The sequence below is a fragment of the Kribbella sp. NBC_01505 genome (assembly GCF_045040285.1).
GTDB lineage: Bacteria > Actinomycetota > Actinomycetes > Propionibacteriales > Kribbellaceae > Kribbella.
On the sequence record NZ_CP109425.1, the window covers coordinates 1,300,507 to 1,316,756 of the forward strand.

A 16,250-nucleotide genomic window follows, 5' to 3' on the forward strand; every position below is an offset into this window, starting at 1 on the left:
CAGTTAGCTTGGGAGCCACGACCCCACCTGAGGAGCGGCATGTACACGATCGAAGCGGACAGCGTCATCACCGGCGACCTCTCCGACGCCTGGGCCATCACCTCCGACGTCGCAGGTTGGCCGAGCTGGGACCCGCACGAGCAGGACGCGCGACTGGACGGTCCTTTCGAGGCGGGCTCGATCGGCTGGTCGAAACCGCGATCCGGGCCGGGGACGGAGTGGACGATCACCGAGGTCGAGCCCGAGCACCGGTGGAGTTCCGAGTGCCGACTCCCCGGCGGGATGATGCGCGGCACGTCGACCTTCACGACCGCCGGCTCCGGGCAGATTCGTTGCCACAAGCTGATCACCGTCACCGGGCCCCTGGTCCCACTGTTCGCCCTGTACTTCGGGCGTCGCATCCGAGCCGACCTGACGCTCACGTGGTCCGCCCTCGAGCAGGAGATTGCTCGCCGACGCGTGCCGACGGCATGACAGATCGTCCTGATTCAGGGCCCACCGTCTCGACCGGCTTCTGGCTCCATCACGCCGCGCTCGCCTGGCGCGCACGGCTCAGCGAGGCGCTCAAGCCGCTCGGGCTGACCCACACCCAGTTCCTGTTGCTCGCCTCGGTCGGCTGGCTCGCGCACGTCGGCCCCGCGCCGACTCAGCAGGAGGTCGCCGCCGAGGCTGGGACCGACCGGATGATGACGTCCAAGGTCATCAGCACCCTCGAACAACGCGCTCTGCTCACGCGCGAGCGCGACCACACCGACGCCCGCATGCTGCGACTGCAGCTCACCACCGAGGGCCGCGACCTCGTCCGGCAAGCGACTCAACTCGCCCGCGACATCGATCGCGCCGTCTTCGGCGACGACTCGGGCGCCCTGCGCGCGACCTTGCGCCAGGTCGCCGACCACGGATAGGCGCGCGCCCTCGGAGCGCGCGCCGTACCGGGGTCAGGAGATCAGGTCGCCCTGGGCCTGGATCTCGGCTTCGGGGTCGATCGGGAGGACGATCTTGAACCAGGTCTCGCCGGGTTTGGACTCGACCCGCAGGTCACCGTGGTGCTTCTTGACGACGATGCGCCAGGAGATGTCCAGGCCGAGGCCGGTGCCTTCGCCGATCGGTTTGGTGGTGAAGAACGGTTCGAAGATGCGGGTCCGGATGTCGGCGGGGATGCCTGGCCCGGTGTCGCCGATCTCGACGACGGCGTACTGACCGTCGCGACGGGTCCGGATGGTCAGCGTCCCCGAGCCGTTCATGGCCTGGACCGCGTTGTCGATGATGTTCGTCCAGACCTGGTTGAGCTCGGCGGCGTACGCCGGGATCTGCGGCAGCTCGGGATCGAACTCCTTGACGAGCGTCAGCCCGTCGAGCTTGCCCGACATCATCACCAGCGTCGACTTCAGCAGCTCGCGCAGATCAACCACCTGGTACGGCGCTCGGTCGATCTGCGAGTACTGCTTGGCCGCCCCGACGAGCGTCGAGATCCGGGTCACCGAATCGTCGATCTCGTTCATCAGCGACTCGGTGTCGATCGTGTACATCAGCCAGCGGACAGCACCTTCGAGATACTCGTCGCCGACCGCTGCGCGCACGCCCTCCATCCAGTCGGCGTCGAGGCCGACCGCGGCGAGCACCGGCGCGACATCCCAGCTGTCACGGACGCCATGGTCGTCGAGCCAGTCCGACAGCTCGTCCTCGGCGTCGCTCTGCTCCATGACGGACATGTCGCGGGCCTTGGCGACGCGCTCGACCGCGTCCTCCTGGATCGCGACGATCTTGTGCAGCTTGGTCGCGTCGAGAGTCCCGTCGGCGAGCATCGCCAGCTTGTGCCGCATACCGGCCACCCGCTGCCGCAGCGTCGCCGCCGCCCGGACCGCGGCGGCGGCCGGGTTGTTCAGCTCGTGGGTCAGACCGGCCGACAGCGACCCGAGCGCCAGCAGCCGCTCACGCTGCCCGATGGTCTCGTTGCTGCGGCGCGTGCCCATCACGAAGCCCTCGATCAGGTGCATCGCCATCGGGAACCAGGTGCTGACCATGGCGGCCATCACCTTGGCGTCGATCACGTAGAAGTCCGACGGCTCCAGGACATACATCGAGGCGTTGTAGGTGTTGCTCTCGTTGTCGCCGAAGAAGGCGTTGAAAGCACCTGAGTAGACACCGCGCTGCGAGCTGCGGTTGGTCTCCACCTCTTCGCCCTGCAGGAGCTTGCACATCCTGAGCGTCCCGGAGAGCAGCATGAAGCAGCAGGTCGCCTCCGCGCCCTCCTGGAAGACCCGGCCCTCCTCGACATGGATGACGTAGCCCTCGCGGGCGATCCAGTCGAGCTGCTCGTTGTTCAGTGCCTCGAACAGGAACAGCGTGCGCAGCTCGTCCCGAGTCATCCGGCGGAGCTCGCCGGCCTCGGTATCGGCAGCAGTGTTGGGCACAGTCATCAGAGCATCTCCAGGTATCGGTGCACCAAGGTCACGGCCATCGCGCCGTCACCGACCGCCGAGGCGACCCGCTTGACGGACTCGGCCCGCACGTCCCCGGCCGCGAAGACGCCGGGCATGCTCGTCTCCAGGTGGTAGGGGTCGCGGTCCAGCGCCCAGCCCGGTGGTCGTCCCCGCAGGTCCGGTCCGGTCAGCACGAAGCCGCGCTCGTCGCGCAGCAGGTCGCCGGGCAGCCAGTCCGTCCGCGGGGCCGCTCCGATGAACACGAACATCCACTCCGTGTCCACCTCCCGGCTCTCCCCGGACGCGCTGTCGACCAGCGTCACGCGCTCCAAGTGTTCCGAACCCTTGCAGGAGACCACCTGCGTGCAGGTGTGCACCTCGATGTTGTCGATGCCGGCGATCTGATCGATCAGGTACGACGACATGGTCGCCTCGAGTGAGGGACCTCTTACCAGCATATGCACGCGCGAAGCGTGTTTCGAGAAATAGACCGCAGCCTGCCCCGCGGAGTTGGCTCCGCCGATGATGTAGACCTCCTGGCCGGCACAGCTCGGCCCCTCGGTCGTGGCCGCGCCGTAGTAGATGCCGCGGCCGGCCAGGTCTTCCATACCGGGTGCTGCGAGCTGCCGGTAGGCCACTCCGGTCGCGAGGATGACGGAGTGCGCGGAGATCTCGCTACCGTCGGAGAACGTGAGTCGCCGGGCCGAACCGATCGTCTCCAACCCCACCACCTGCCGGGCCGTCAGCAGCTCGGCCCCGAACCGGACGGCCTGCCGCCGGGCCCGGTCCGTGAGCTGCGCACCGGACACTCCGTCCGGGAAGCCCAGGTAGTTCTCGATCCGGCTCGACTGACCAGCCTGACCACCAGTGGCGACCTGCTCGACCAGAACGGTCCGCAGTCCCTCACTAGCCCCGTACACGGCTGCACCGAGACCGGCGGGACCACCGCCGACCACTACCAGGTCGTAGAACTCCTTGGCCGGGTTTGTCGCCAGACCGACCTTGTCTGCCAGCTCCGCCTCGGTCGGCGCGACCAGCACGGACCCGTCCGGCGTGATGACCACGGGCAGCGTCGCACCGTCGACACCGGCCGCTTCGAGCAGCCGCTTGCTCTCGTCGTCGTCCACACCGAGCCACTGGTACGGCACGGCGTTGCGGGCCAGAAAATCGCGGGCCGCGAACGACGGCGCGGACCAGCGGTGACCGATCACCCGGGTCTCGTCGGACGACACCGCCGGTGTCGACTTCCAGAGCTCCAGCATCGAGTCGACCACCGGGTAGAGCTTCTCCTCCGGCGGGTTCCACGGTTTGAGCAGGTAGTGGTCGAGGTCGACCACGTTGATCGCCTGGATCGCCGCGTCCGTGTCGGCATAGGCCGTCAGCAGGACCCGGCGGGCCAGCGGATACAGATCCATGGCGGCCTCGAGGAACTCGATGCCGGACATCTGGGGCATCCGGTAGTCGGCCAGCAGGAGCGCCACCGGCTCACCCCGGAGCTTGAGCTCCTTCAGGGCGTCCAGGGCCTGGCCCGGGGTCTCCGCCCGGACGATGCGGTTCTCCTCGGCATAGCGCCGGCGGAGGTCACGGGCGATCGACCGGGAAACGCCCGGGTCGTCGTCCACGGTGAGGATCACCGGGCGGGAAGTCGACGCTGTCATGCCTCATTGATACCAGCGAAAACCCACAAAAGGGGATGTCGCCTTGTCCTGTGCAGTCGCGAGCATGTGCTCGGGGGTGTAGCTCGGTGTGCTGGGGCGAAGGCCTCGATGCGGAGCATCGTGGTCTTTGCACCAGTGCAGCGAGGTGCGCCGTCGAGTGCAGCGCAGCACGCACAGGACGAGGCGACATCCCCTCAAGGGATCGGTTGTCCACAGGCCCCGGTTCGGTCCGCGGGGGCGGGGCGCGGACCGAACGTCGGGGTCTGTCGCCTCGACCCCGTTACGGCAGGGCCGCGAGGAACGGTGCGTGGCTGTTCCGGAACTCCCAGTTGTAGTACTTGTCCCAGTTGATCGACCACGTCATCAGCCCACGGAACGCCGGTGAGATGCCGCCGCGCAACGTGTAACCGCCGCAACTTTGGCCCTTGACCAGGCAGTTCACCGCCGTCTGCACGTCCGCCGGCGAGGTGTAGCCGTTCCCCGCACTGGTCGCGGCCGGTACGCCGAAGGCGATCTGATCCTCACGCAGCCCGGGGAACGTCTGTCCGGTGGTCCCGACCGGGAAGCCGGCCTTGACCATGTCGGTCATCGCGATGTGGAAGTCCGCTCCACCCATGGTGTGGTACTGGTTGTCCAGCCCCATCACCGGTCCGGAGTTGTAGTCCTGGACATGCAGCACGGTCAGTGCGTCCCGCATCGCGTGGATCACCGGCAGGTAGGAGCCCCGGCGGGCGTCACCGCCGTTCGTGCCCGGACCGTAGAACTGGTAGCCGATCTGGACGAAGAACGTCTCCGGCGCCATCGTGAGCACGAACTTCGTGCCGTACTTCGCCTTGAGCGACTTCAGCGCGGAGATCAGGTTCACCACGACCGGAGTGGTCGGGTTGCGGAAGTCGGTGTCGGTGGCGTTCAGATAGAGCGAGTGGCCCTCGAAGTCGACGTCCAGCCCGTCCAGACCCCAGCGGTCGATGATCGCGCTGACCGAGCTCACAAACGTGTCCCGGGCGCCGGCAGTGGTCAGCTGGACCAGTCCGTTCTGTCCGCCGATCGAGAGCAGGACCTTCTTACCCGCGGCCTGCTTGGCCTTGATAGCGGCCAGGAAGTCCGCATCGCTCTCCACACTCGGGCACTCGCTCACCGGGCAGCGGTTGAACCGGATGTCGCCGGACGTGGCCGACGTCGGCTCTCCGAAGGACAGGTTGATGATGTTCCACTCACTCGGCACGTCGGCCATCCGCACATACCCGGAGCCGTTGGCGAAACTCGCATGCAGGTAACCGATCAGCGCATGCTTCGGCAGCCCGGTGCTGGTGCACCCACTTGTTGTGGCAGAGGCAGCACCTGACTTGGGCGACTCGCCCACACTGTTGTACGCGGCAACGGTGTAGCTGTGACTGGTGCATGCGGCGAGACCACTGACAGTCGCCGTCGTCCCAGTCACCGTCTGTACGACGGTTGCGCCTTCGTACACCCGGTAGCCGGTGACTGCGCCGGCCGGGGCGGCCCAACTCAGTCCGATCGCGGCATTCGTCGTACTGGTCACGCTCGGCGTGCCGGGAGCACCCGGTGCACCTGGGTTGGAAGGCCCACCCGGCCCATCCAGGTTGATGTCATCGGCCTGGTACGCCGGTTGGCCGTACCAGCCGTGGACGTAGATCTGCGCCGACGTCTGACTCGCGCCAGTAGTGAAGGAGACGCTCAGCTGCGTGTAGCTCGCGGCCGACGGCGTCCAGGTGGAGGAGCCCCCGGTGACTCCCAGATAGACGTAGGACCCGCGCACCCAGCCGGACAGCGAATACGCCGTGTTGGGCAGCACCGTGACTGTTTGGCTGCACTGGGCGAAGTCGCCGCTCGACACTGCGCCGTTCAGCGCGAAGCCCCCGCTGCGCACCGGACTGCTGACGACTGAGCCGCCCGAACAGGTCCAGCCGCTCAGCGAACCGCTCTCGAAACCCGGATTGGTCAAGATGTTCGCCGCCTGCGCGGTCTGGGCCCCGCCGACGACTATCAACAGCAAACCGACGACGACAGCCAGGAACCGTGAACGCCAGGACCGCATGATGGACCTCCCGGGGGCGGTTGGGGTGCATTTAGTAGAGAGGCTTTATAACTCCGGGGTCAATGCTCCGGGCCTGTCGGCTTACCGCCGCTGTCCGATCACCGCCAGCGGCGGCGGGGACATTAGGGCCCGCAGCTGAGGCACGGCCACCCCTGACCGCACCGCAGGCACAGCCCGTCGAGGCCCGGCGCCGGCAGCCACACCACCGCCTGCGGCTGGTCGGCTCGGCTCGCCGGGCTCTGGGACCCGGGCGGTGCGGTGGCAACCCGCTCGATCGGCGCCGGAGACACCGCGTCGGACGACCAGTGCAGCAGCGTGCGCCCGTCCGTGGCGTGCACGGCGAGGAGCGCTTCGACGCGGTCCCAGGTGGAGGTGCTTGCCCAGGGCCCCCGCCACCGCAGCGCGACGGAGCCGTCGGACCACTCGACGCCCTCGGCCAGCGTGCCGGTCCCCCGCAGCCCGGACGCGTCGGCATGCCGCACCAGCCGGAAGAGCCGAGCCTGCCGCCGCATCGTGTTCATGCCCGTAAGAATTGCCCACCTGCGACCTGCCCCACCAGGTGTGAGCAGTGGGCTCCCCGAACAGCCCACACCCCAACAAAACAAGGCACCCACCAGCGGTCGGCTCCAGCACCACCGGTTTTGTCGGAGGGGCCTTGTAGGTTGCACGACACGCACCGCAACCACCAGGCGTAGCAGTGAGCGGGCCGGAGGGCCCGCACCACGAACGGGGGCGATCCTGTGACCGAGGCCCGAACCGAAACCGAATCCGTTCCATTCGGCGTGCAGTTGAGACAGTGCAGGCAGGCGGCCGGCTTGAGCCTGCGCCAACTCGCCGGCCGCCTCGGGTACGACCACAGCTACCTGTCCCAGATCGAGCGCGGCCAACGCCAGGGATCGGACGACCTGGCGCGTCGCTGCGACGGCGAGCTCGGCACCGGCGACCGGCTGGCCGAGACCTATCGCCGGACACCCGCCAAGGCCCGCACGGTCGCCGCCACCACCCGGCCGGATTCGCTGGACACCGCCTGGGCGCAACTGGCATCCGCGCTGCCGGGTGCGTTTGCGATCACCGGTCCGGAGAGCGATGAGAGCGAGCGGTTCGGTGGCCTGCAGAGCCTCCCCGCCGCGTGGCGGCTTCCGGAGCTGGTGCGCGAGCTGGGTGAACCGCAGACCGGCGATCGGGCCGCGCACGACACCCGGCAGGTAGAGCTCAGCCTGCTGGTCGCGGAGACCCTGACTGCCTGCGGGCGGGCCGTCGAGGCTCGGCGCTGGTGGTGGGCCGCTCGTCAGCTGGCCGACGCGCTCGGCGAGCCTGCGCTGCGCAGCAGCGTGCGCAGTCGCGGGGCGATCAGCAACCTTGCTGAAGGGCGCGCAGCACAGCCACTGCTGGAGTTGGCCGACGAAGCTCTGACACTCGCACTGCAGGAGCCGCGCAACCCGGGGCAGGTGCTCAGGGCACGCTCGGCGCGGGCACGCATCCTCGCCGAGCTCGGCCGAGTCGTCGAGGCTCACGAGCTGCTGCCGGAGGTGCTCAGCCACGCCAACGAGTTGCCCTGGGCAAGCACCGGCGGCGGACCGACGCCGTACGAGGTGCATGCGCTGGAAGGCAGTGTCTGCGCGAGCCTTGGCTATTGGACTGCGGGCTGTCTGATGTTCGCGCGGGCGCTGGAGCTCTGCCCTGATGACAGGTTGGACGAGCGGGCTTTGCTGGAGCTGGCCATGGCCGAGTGCTTCGCCCGGGACAGCCAAGGCGCGGCAGCGCTGGCCACCGCGCTGCGCGTGCTGATCGAGCTGCCGGATGAGTGGCACACGACGTATCTATATGCCGCAGCAGAGCGAGTGCTGGCCGGTGTGCGGCGATGCGAGCCAGGGCTGATCGGTCTGCACGACCTCGAGCGTCTGGTGGCGCGGCGCGCAGGCATCGGCCGCAGTGTGGGCAGCGGGTCGTCGTGGGGCCGCGGTCGGGAGTAGCGTGCCGGGGTGACTGCAGAAGCGACGGCAAGTGACGTGTGGGACTTCGCGGTGGAGCTGCGGAGTGATCCGGCCAGTGCTGAGGCGCGGGAGGCCATCCTGGCCAAGCCGACCTTCGGGCTGACGTTCACCGACCACATGGTGGTAGCAAACTGGACGGTCGACGGTGGCTGGCACGACCAGAAGGTGACTGCGTATGCACCGCTGCGCGTCAGCCCGGCCGCCGCCGTACTGCACTATTCACAGGAGATCTTCGAGGGCCTGAAGGCCTACCGGCATGCCGACGGATCGGTCTGGGCGTTCCGGCCGGAGCGCAACGCCGCCCGGTTCACTGCGAGCGCCCAGCGTCTCGCTCTGCCGCAGGTCCCCGAAGACGCGTTCATCGCCGCGCTGCGAGCGCTGGTGACAGTGGACGAGGTGTGGGTGCCGTCCGCCATGGACGGCGAGACGAGCCTGTACCTGCGGCCCTACATGATCGCCACCGAAGCCGCGCTGAGCGTTCGGCCCGCCCACGAGGTGCTGTTCGGTGTCATCGCGTCACCGGCCGGCCCGTACTTCGACACCGGCCCCCGGCCCGTCTCGATCTGGCTGACCACCTCCACCGTCCGTGCGACGCCAGGTGGGACCGGAGCGGCCAAGTGCGGCAGCAACTACGCCGCCAGCCTGGTCGGCCTCGCCGAGGCGACCGCCAACGGCTGTGAGCAGGTCGCGTTCGTCGAGGCCATCGAGCGCAAGTGGCTCGAGGAGATCGGCAGCATGAACATGTTCTTCGTGTACGCCGACGGCCGGATCGTCACCCCGGAGCTGTCCGGCTCGATCCTGGCCGGCGTCACCCGCGCCTCGGTTCTCGAGCTCGCCGCCGACCTCGGGCACGAGGTGGAGGAGCGCCAGATCTCCGCCGACGAGTGGAAGGACGGTGTCCGCAGCGGCGAGATCACCGAGGTCTTCGCCTCCGGCACCGCAGCCGTCATCACCCCGATCGGCCGGCTGGCCTGGCCCGACGGCGACCTCACCATCAGCGAGGACACCGGCCCGATCACCCAGAAGATCCGCACCGCGCTACTGGACGTTCAGTACGGGCGAGTGCCCGACACGCGCGGTTGGCTGACGCGACTGGCGTAGTACCTGCCGTTTGTCTGTGGTGGCGGTTAGGTTGATCGCATGGCCAAGGAGAAGACTCCGGCGATCGAGCTGGAGGTCGGCGAGCGGACGGTCCGGGTGTCGAATCCGGACCGGGTGTACTTCCCGGCGCGCGGCGAGACGAAGCTCGACCTGGTCAAGTACTACCTGTCGGTGGCCGACGGCATCGTTCGCGCGCTGCGGGAGCGGCCGTGCATGATGCACCGGTTCCCGTCCGGGGTCTCCGGCGACAAGGTGCATCAGAAGCGGCTGCCGAACGGCGCCCCGCCGTGGATGGAGACCGTGCAGGTCAAGTTCCCGCGGTACAACCGGACTGCCGACGAGCTGTGCGTCACCGAGATCGCCCACGTCGCCTGGGCGGTGCAGATGTCGACGGTCGAGTTCCACCCGTGGAACTCGCGCCGCGCGGACACCGAGAAGCCCGACGAGTGGCGGATCGACCTCGACCCGATGCCGGACTGCCAGTTCGACCGCGTCCGCAGCGTTGCCCACACCGTCCATGAGGTTCTCGACGAGCTCGGCATGACCGGCTACCCCAAGACCTCCGGCGGCTCCGGAATCCACATCTACGTGCGGGTCGAGCCCGAGTACGGATTCACCGACGTACGACGGGCTGCGCTCGCGTTCGCGCGCGAGGTCGAGCGGCGCGCGCCCGACGATGTCACGACCACCTGGTGGCGGAAGGACCGCGACCCCACCAAGCTGTTCGTGGACTACAACCAGAACGCCCGCGACCACACGATCGCCAGCGCCTACTCGGTCCGCGGCAACCCCGAAGGCACCGTCTCGACGCCCATCCACTGGGACGAGATCGACGCCGTCGACCCCAAGGCCTTCACCATCGCCACCGTCCCCGCCCGCTTCGCCGAGCTGGGCGACCTGCACGCCACCATCGACGACAAGGCCCACAACCTCGCCCCACTCCTGGAGTGGGCCGACCGAGACGACCGCGAAGGCGCCGAAGAGCCCCCTCCCCCGGAGGACTAGGGCGTGTCTCTAAAGCCTCATACGTCATCAACATGCCCTAGTTGTGGCCGGGGGCTTGAACAGGAACTGGTGGGGGTGGACAGGTCATAACTTGTTCAAGCCCACCCTGCGGTGTCGACGCCCCCGACGGCTGGCGGCGGAGACAGGTTCTCAGGGCCGGAGACCTGTGGTGCGGGGTCTCCGGCAACTGTTGCCTGTCTCCGGCCACCACTCCGGCCACCACTCCGGCCGCGGCGACTAACCCGCGAAGCCGTGGTGGAGGAGGTCGGTGAGGAGGTCGATGGCGACCTCCGGGTCGATGGTTTGGCCGTTGGCCGGGTTGACGACGAGCCAGGTGTAGGCGAAGCCCTCGAGCAGGGCGTTCATCGCGGTGATCGCGGCGGCTGGGTCGGCCGGCGGGTTCGGCAGGTGGGCCAGGTGGATGATCATGTGGGCGTCGTCGTCGGTCATGATCGCCTGCAGGCGGCGGCCGAGGTCCGGGTCGAGCATGGCCGCCTGTTTCACCGCGACCATCTCCGGCAGATGGTCCTGGTAGAACTGCCAGTACATCGCGACGTGCCAGCGGATCGCTGACCGTTTGCTGAAGTCCTCGTCGTGCCCGGAGAGATCCAGCACCTGCTGATCAGCAGCCGCGAGCATGTCCCTCAGGAGCGCCTCGAGCAGCTCTTCCTTACCGGCGAAGTGGTTGTAGAACGACCCCGTCGCCCGGCCGGCCGCCGCGGTGATGTCGGTGATCTTCGTGTTCAGGTATCCGCGCGCGGCGAACACCTCCCGGGCGGCCTGCTTCAGCGCCGCCTCGGTCCCCGCCGCGCGTTCCCGGCGGCTCGCGGTCTCCGTCACACCCACCTCCTCGACACCCGCTCCTTGACACCGAACCCTAACCAGGTTCATAGTGAATCCAGATTCAGTGAATCACAATTCACCCAAGGAGACCAGTATGACCGTACTCATCGCAGGCGCCGGCCCGACCGGACTGACCCTGGCGATCGACCTCGCCCGCCGCGGCCTCGCCGTCCGCATCATCGACAAGGCGACCGTGTTCTTCGAGGGATCCCGCGGCGACGGCCTGCAGCCGCGCACCCTCGAGGTGTTCGACGACCTCGGTGTCATCGACGAGGTCCTGCGCCAGAGCCTCGCCTTCGTGACCATGGACATCTACCTCGGCGGCACCAAGGTCGGCGAACGCCGGATGGCCGAGATCGAGGAGCCGACCCCCGCCGTCCCGTACCCGAACGGCAGGATGCTCGGCCAGTCCCGCACCGAGGGCATCCTCCGCGACAAGCTCGCCGAGTACGGCGTCAGCGTCGAACTGGACACCGCGATCGTCGGGTTCACCCAGGACGAGACCGGCGTCATCGCCGAACTCTCCACCGGCGAGACCGTCCACGCGGCGTACCTGGTCGGCGCGGACGGCGGCGCGAGCTTCGTCCGCAAGCACCTCGGGATCGCGTTCGAGGGGACCACCGACGACACCATCAAGGTGCTGATCGGCGATGTCGCGGCCGACGGTCTCGACCACGAGAAGGGCTACTGGTTCGCCACTCCGGAGAACCCGATGACTGGGATCGTGCTGACACCACTGTCCGGCGGCGACCAGTTCCAGCTCGCTTCACCGATCGTGGAGGAGCACCGGGAGCCGACTCTCGAGGTGCTCCAGGACCTGATGGACCAGTACGCCGGTCCTGGTGTCGCCAAGCTCCGCGACCTGACCTGGGTCACCGTCTGGCGCCCGAACGTCCGGCTCGCCGAACGCTTCCGCGTCGGCCGCGTGTTCATCGCCGGCGACGCCGCCCACGTACACCCGCCGACCGGTGGTCAGGGCCTGAACACCGGGATCCAGGACGCCTACAACCTCGGCTGGAAACTCGCCGACGGCCGCGAGGAGATCCTGGCCACCTACGAGACCGAACGCCGGACCAACGCGGCCCGCGTGCTCGGCATCAGCGGAGACCTGATGCAGAAGCACCTCGACGGCGACGAGTCCGCGCTCGACCGCGGCGAGAACACCCGGCAGCTCGACATCTCCTACCGCGACCGCGCCGACACCCGTCCGATCACCTCCGGCGACCGCGCCCCCGACGCCGTCCTGATCGATGCTGACGGCAACCACCTGCGCCTGTTCGACCTCTTCCGCGGCCCCCACGAGACCCTCCTCCGCTTCTCCCCCACCACCCCGTCCACCCACCCCCACACCGTGGATCTGAGCCCCGGCACCTCCCCCAGCGCCTTCGCCGCCTACCACGCAACCGACGGCGACGAAATCCTCATCCGCCCCGACGGCTACCTCGCCTGATCGCGTCGCTAAGGACATGAGGTGGTCCGCCAGATCGGCCGAGATCCGACCACCCCACGCCCGCTGACCTATGTACGCAGGCATCTACTACATGTCGTTAGCGTCAGCCGATGTGGGCGATCTGCTCCTGGATGGTGAACTGGAGGCCGTCGGCGGCGGCGAGGTAGACGTCCTGGTCGACGAGGTTGCCGTCGAGCCGCATCAGGCCGCGGGGACTGTCGTAGAAATGACCGCTGGGGAGCGCGGAGACCGATCCGATGTCGATCGAGCCCGCGACCTCCCCGAGGCGAGCCAGGAAGCGAATTGCCTCGTAGCAGGATTCGCCCACCGCGTTCAGCGCCGGCGCGAACGGTCCGAACCGGCCGTAGTAGGTCCGCGCGAACTCACCGCTCTCGACCGTGTGCGGCCCGTCGAAGTACGCCGCCGCCGCGAACAAACCGTCATTGGCACCAGCCCCGGCACCGAGGAGCGTGTTCTCCTCGATCGCCGGGCTGAGCCGGAGCATCCGCTCGCTCAAACCGGCCCGCGCGAACTGCCGGTTGAAGTGGACCGCGTCCTGCCCCATCAACAGCATGATCACGCCGTCGGCCGGCGTCGTTCGCAGCTCATCCAGTACGTCGCGGAAGTCCGACGTGCCGAGTGGGACGTAGGCCGAGTGAATGATCTCGGAACCCTTGTCCCGTAAGGCTTCCTGGGCCACCGCACCGGTCACGCGGGGATAGACATAATCGTTGCCCACGACAACCCAGCGGCGTGCGCCGTGATGCTCGCGCAACCAGGCTGCTGCCGGGAGCAACTGGTTCACCGGGCGCTCCCCCAGCAGGAACACTCCCGGCGTATCGTCACCGCCTTCGTGCATCGCAGCGAACGCATAGACGACCCGCCCACCGATCCGCCGCGCGAGCGCGACCCGGACCGCCGAGATGTGCCAGCCCGCGACCGCGTCGACCCGACCGCCGTCCACCAGCCGACCGACCTCGTCCGCAACCACCTCAGCGGGTCGGCCGGCATCGACGTACACGAGCTCGATCCGTCGTCCGGCGATGCCGTTGGCCGCGTTGAGTTGCTCGACGGCGAGCTGGCCGCAGGCGAGGCACGAGGGTCCGTAGAGGCCGGTCGGTCCTTGCTGCGGCACGACGAAGGCGATCGAGACGACGTCGGTACGTCGCACAGTCGCCTCCTCCGGCCGGGTCCGACCAGTGTCGCCGAATCGGAGGCGGATCTTCGAGGAGGAGGCTATATTTCCCACCAGGTAGACCGAGGGGGTGCCGTGCCGACCAGTCTGTTGCTGCAGCTCAAGCGCGCCGAGCGCCGGATCGAGCTCGGTCTGCAGGAGCTGCTCGACGAGTTCGAGCTGACCATCGAGCAGTGGCGGATCATGGCCGCGCTGCACGAAGAGCCGGGCCAGCCGATGTCCGTGCTGGCCGAGGCCGCCGTACTGCCGGCTGCCAGTCTGACGCGGCACGTGGACAAGCTCGTGGAGCGCGGAATGATCCTGCGCCGGGTGCATCCGGCCGACAAACGGCGGATCGTGGCGGCGCTGTCACCGGTCGGATCCACGGTCGCGACGCGGGTGAGCGCCGTCCAGCGGGAGCTCGAGGCCGACCTGGCGGATTACTTCCAGATGGAAATACACGAACGTAGCGGATCGGCAACACGGCGGTAACACGCGCTTCCTAGGTTCCTTCCATTCGGGTGCATCGCCCGCCGGCAGCGTCGCCGGCCCGCCGGAGCACCACTCGCCCGAAGGTGCCGCCAGGAGTTCCGCCATGTCTGTTGAACCCTCGCTCGACCATCGCAGCACCGCGGAACCGGCGCAGTCCGCCGCCACCCGCGAGACCCTCGAGGACTACACGCTCCGGTTCGCGCCGCGCAGCTACCGCCGCTGGTCGACCGGCGTCGTCGCCGTCTCGGCGCTCGGCGGGATCGCCTACCTGGCCGATTTCGCGATCGGCGCGAACATCGGCATCGCCTACGGGACCACCAACGCGTTGTGGGGGATCGGCATCTTCGCGGTGGTGATCTTCGCGTCCGGCCTGCCGCTCGCGTACTACGCCGCCCGGTACAACATCGACCTCGACCTGATCACCCGCGGCAGCGGCTTCGGGTACTACGGGTCGGTCGTCACGAACGTGATCTTCGCGTCGTTCACGTTCATCTTCTTCGCGCTCGAAGGCTCGATCATGGCGCAGGGGTTGCAGCTCGGGCTGGGGGTTCCACTGTGGCTCGGGTATGCCGTGTCCACGCTGGTGATCTTCCCGCTGGTGATCTACGGGATGAAGGTGCTGTCCACGCTGCAGGTCTGGACCACACCGCTCTGGCTGATCCTGATGGTGCTGCCGTTCGTCTATCTGGTGGTCTCACACCCGGATTCGGTCTCGACGTTCCTCGACTACGGTCCGGACGCGAACTTCGGTTCGATGCTCCTCGCGGCCGGGGTCTGCCTGTCGCTGATCGCCCAGATCGCTGAGCAGATCGACTACCTGCGCTTCATGCCGCCGAAGACGCCCGAGAACTCACGTCGCTGGTGGACCGCCATGCTGCTCGCTGGTCCGGGCTGGGTGATCTTCGGTGCGCTGAAGCAGGTCGTCGGTCTGTTCTTGGCGGTCTACGTCATCGCGCAGGTCGACGATGGGGCCGCGATCGCGAACCAGCCGGTGCACCAGTTCCTGGAGATCTACCGCGGGTTCCTGCCGGGGTGGCTCGCGATGACGCTGGCCGTCGTACTGGTCGTGATCAGCCAGGTGAAGATCAACGTGACGAACGCGTACTCGGGTTCGCTGGCCTGGACGAACTCGTACACGCGGCTGACCCGGCACTACCCCGGGCGGCTGGTGTTCCTGGCGGTCAACCTGTTGATCGCGCTGGTGCTGATGGAGGCGAACATGTTCGACTTCCTCAACACCATCCTCGGGTTCTACGCGAACTGCGGGATGGCGTGGATCGTGGTCGTTGCCTCTGACATCGTCTTCAACAAGTACCTGCTGAAGCTGTCGCCGCTGCACCCCGAGTTCCGCCGCGGCATGCTGTACGCCGTCAACCCGGTCGGCTTCGTGTCGATGGGGGTCGCGGCCGGGGTGTCGATCCTGGTGTTCTTCGGCGGACTCGGTGAGGGGATCCGGCCGTACTCGCCACTGGTCGCGATCGGGCTCGCGCTCGTTCTGCCGCCGGTGCTTGCTGTCGTGACCCGCGGGAAGTACTACCTGCGCCGTACCGACGACGGGCTTGACCTGCCGATGTACGACGAGCACGGCAACCCGTCAGGCGACGTACTGACGTGTCACGTGTGTCGCCAGGACTACGAGCGCCCCGACATGGCCGCCTGCCAGACCCACGACGCGGCAGTCTGCTCGCTGTGTTTGAGCACGGACAAGGTCGCCGACCACGTCCTGCCAGCTACGGTGCATTCGTGAACTTCAGTCCCTCCGATGTAGAGAAGCTGCTGCTCTCCGTGGCCGGCATGGTCGCTCGCGACCGGCTGGCCCGGGGAGTGCTGCTCAACCACCCCGAAGCGGTGGCGCTCCTGAGTACCTGGGTCATCGAACGAGCCCGCGAAGGCGCACTCGTCGCCGACCTCATGCATTCCGGCCGCGAGGTGCTCACCCGCGACCAGGTCATGCCCGGCGTCGCCGAGCTACTCCACGACGTCCAGATCGAAGCGACCTTCCCCGACGGCCGCAAACTCGTCACTATCCACAACCCCATCATTTAAGGCGG

Annotated in this window: 15 protein-coding genes; 9 read left to right on the top strand and 6 right to left on the bottom strand. The window is 68.0% G+C overall.

Annotated features, from left to right (window positions below):
• Positions 1-39: 39 nt before the first annotated feature.
• Both OG474_RS05795 and OG474_RS05800 read left to right on the top strand, forming a co-directional pair.
• Positions 40-474, top strand: coding sequence for an SRPBCC family protein (locus OG474_RS05795; RefSeq protein ID WP_405061155.1), 435 nt, complete (start codon positions 40-42; stop codon positions 472-474).
• Positions 471-905 (top strand): MarR family winged helix-turn-helix transcriptional regulator, encoded by a 435-nt coding sequence (locus OG474_RS05800; protein WP_405061156.1) that lies wholly within the window; start codon positions 471-473, stop codon positions 903-905. The genes OG474_RS05795 and OG474_RS05800 overlap by 4 nt, the downstream gene beginning before the upstream one ends.
• A gap of 33 nt (positions 906-938) precedes the next feature.
• Here OG474_RS05800 and OG474_RS05805 read toward each other — a convergent pair whose 3' ends face one another.
• The 4 genes from OG474_RS05805 to OG474_RS05820 form a co-directional block, all read right to left on the bottom strand.
• Positions 939-2,420, bottom strand: a complete 1,482-nt coding sequence (locus OG474_RS05805) for an ATP-binding protein (RefSeq protein WP_405061157.1) — start codon at positions 2,418-2,420, stop codon at positions 939-941.
• Positions 2,420-4,081, bottom strand: a complete 1,662-nt coding sequence (locus OG474_RS05810; RefSeq protein WP_405061158.1) for an FAD-dependent oxidoreductase — start codon at positions 4,079-4,081, stop codon at positions 2,420-2,422. The genes OG474_RS05805 and OG474_RS05810 overlap by 1 nt, the downstream gene beginning before the upstream one ends.
• Before the next feature lie 280 nt (positions 4,082-4,361).
• A complete protein-coding gene (locus tag OG474_RS05815; RefSeq protein ID WP_405061159.1) occupies positions 4,362-6,140 on the bottom strand; it encodes a chitinase in 1,779 nt (592 codons plus the stop codon).
• 122 nt (positions 6,141-6,262) lie between these two features.
• Positions 6,263-6,661 carry a hypothetical protein gene (locus OG474_RS05820; RefSeq protein WP_405061160.1) on the bottom strand — a complete coding sequence of 133 codons (399 nt, stop codon included), beginning with the start codon at positions 6,659-6,661 and terminating at the stop codon, positions 6,263-6,265.
• Between the two features lie 261 nt (positions 6,662-6,922).
• Between OG474_RS05820 and OG474_RS05825 the strand changes: the two genes are divergently transcribed.
• From OG474_RS05825 to ligD, 3 genes are read left to right on the top strand one after another with little or no spacing between them, the layout of a single operon-like run.
• On the top strand, positions 6,923-8,113 hold the full coding sequence (locus tag OG474_RS05825) for a helix-turn-helix domain-containing protein (RefSeq protein ID WP_405061161.1): 1,191 nt from the start codon (positions 6,923-6,925) through the stop codon (positions 8,111-8,113).
• A 9-nt stretch (positions 8,114-8,122) separates the two neighbouring features.
• Entirely contained in the window at positions 8,123-9,235 is a 1,113-nt protein-coding gene (locus OG474_RS05830; protein ID WP_405061162.1) for a branched-chain amino acid aminotransferase, read from the top strand.
• 39 nt (positions 9,236-9,274) lie between these two features.
• Complete coding sequence (gene ligD / locus OG474_RS05835) at positions 9,275-10,240, top strand: non-homologous end-joining DNA ligase (protein WP_405061163.1); 966 nt, start codon at positions 9,275-9,277, stop codon at positions 10,238-10,240.
• A gap of 237 nt (positions 10,241-10,477) precedes the next feature.
• Here the strand turns inward: ligD and OG474_RS05840 are convergent, their stop codons facing one another.
• On the bottom strand, positions 10,478-11,080 hold the full coding sequence (locus OG474_RS05840; RefSeq protein ID WP_405061164.1) for a TetR/AcrR family transcriptional regulator: 603 nt from the start codon (positions 11,078-11,080) through the stop codon (positions 10,478-10,480).
• Between the two features lie 97 nt (positions 11,081-11,177).
• Here OG474_RS05840 and OG474_RS05845 point away from each other — a divergent pair, with 97 nt between their 5' ends.
• Positions 11,178-12,533, top strand: a complete 1,356-nt coding sequence (locus OG474_RS05845; RefSeq protein ID WP_405061165.1) for an FAD-dependent monooxygenase — start codon at positions 11,178-11,180, stop codon at positions 12,531-12,533.
• Positions 12,534-12,636: 103 nt separating this feature from the next.
• Here OG474_RS05845 and OG474_RS05850 read toward each other — a convergent pair whose 3' ends face one another.
• Positions 12,637-13,704, bottom strand: a complete 1,068-nt coding sequence (locus OG474_RS05850) for a substrate-binding domain-containing protein (protein ID WP_405061166.1) — start codon at positions 13,702-13,704, stop codon at positions 12,637-12,639.
• Positions 13,705-13,803: 99 nt separating this feature from the next.
• Here OG474_RS05850 and OG474_RS05855 point away from each other — a divergent pair, with 99 nt between their 5' ends.
• The 3 genes from OG474_RS05855 to OG474_RS05865 all read left to right on the top strand — a co-directional run bounded on the left by OG474_RS05855 (position 13,804) and on the right by OG474_RS05865 (position 16,245).
• Positions 13,804-14,199: a MarR family winged helix-turn-helix transcriptional regulator gene (locus OG474_RS05855; RefSeq protein WP_405061167.1), complete on the top strand. Its 396-nt coding sequence runs from the start codon at positions 13,804-13,806 to the stop codon at positions 14,197-14,199.
• Positions 14,200-14,302: 103 nt separating this feature from the next.
• Complete coding sequence (locus tag OG474_RS05860; RefSeq protein WP_405061168.1) at positions 14,303-15,946, top strand: purine-cytosine permease family protein; 1,644 nt, start codon at positions 14,303-14,305, stop codon at positions 15,944-15,946.
• Positions 15,943-16,245 (top strand): urease subunit gamma, encoded by a 303-nt coding sequence (locus OG474_RS05865; RefSeq protein WP_405061169.1) that lies wholly within the window; start codon positions 15,943-15,945, stop codon positions 16,243-16,245. Before OG474_RS05860 ends, OG474_RS05865 begins: the two co-directional genes overlap by 4 nt.
• Positions 16,246-16,250: the final 5 nt, after the last annotated feature.

Excerpts from the sequence above, each read along its gene's own strand:
- OG474_RS05795 (WP_405061155.1), top strand. The coding sequence starts at position 40 with ATGTACACGATCGAAGCGGACAGCGTCATCACCGGCGACCTCTCCGAC.
- OG474_RS05800 (WP_405061156.1), top strand. The coding sequence starts at position 471 with ATGACAGATCGTCCTGATTCAGGGCCCACCGTCTCGACCGGCTTCTGG.
- OG474_RS05805 (WP_405061157.1), bottom strand. The coding sequence starts at position 2,420 with ATGACTGTGCCCAACACTGCTGCCGATACCGAGGCCGGCGAGCTCCGC.
- OG474_RS05810 (WP_405061158.1), bottom strand. The coding sequence starts at position 4,081 with ATGACAGCGTCGACTTCCCGCCCGGTGATCCTCACCGTGGACGACGAC.
- OG474_RS05815 (WP_405061159.1), bottom strand. The coding sequence starts at position 6,140 with ATGCGGTCCTGGCGTTCACGGTTCCTGGCTGTCGTCGTCGGTTTGCTG.
- OG474_RS05820 (WP_405061160.1), bottom strand. The coding sequence starts at position 6,661 with ATGAACACGATGCGGCGGCAGGCTCGGCTCTTCCGGCTGGTGCGGCAT.
- ligD (WP_405061163.1), top strand. The coding sequence starts at position 9,275 with ATGGCCAAGGAGAAGACTCCGGCGATCGAGCTGGAGGTCGGCGAGCGG.
- OG474_RS05845 (WP_405061165.1), top strand. The coding sequence starts at position 11,178 with ATGACCGTACTCATCGCAGGCGCCGGCCCGACCGGACTGACCCTGGCG.
- OG474_RS05860 (WP_405061168.1), top strand. The coding sequence starts at position 14,303 with ATGTCTGTTGAACCCTCGCTCGACCATCGCAGCACCGCGGAACCGGCG.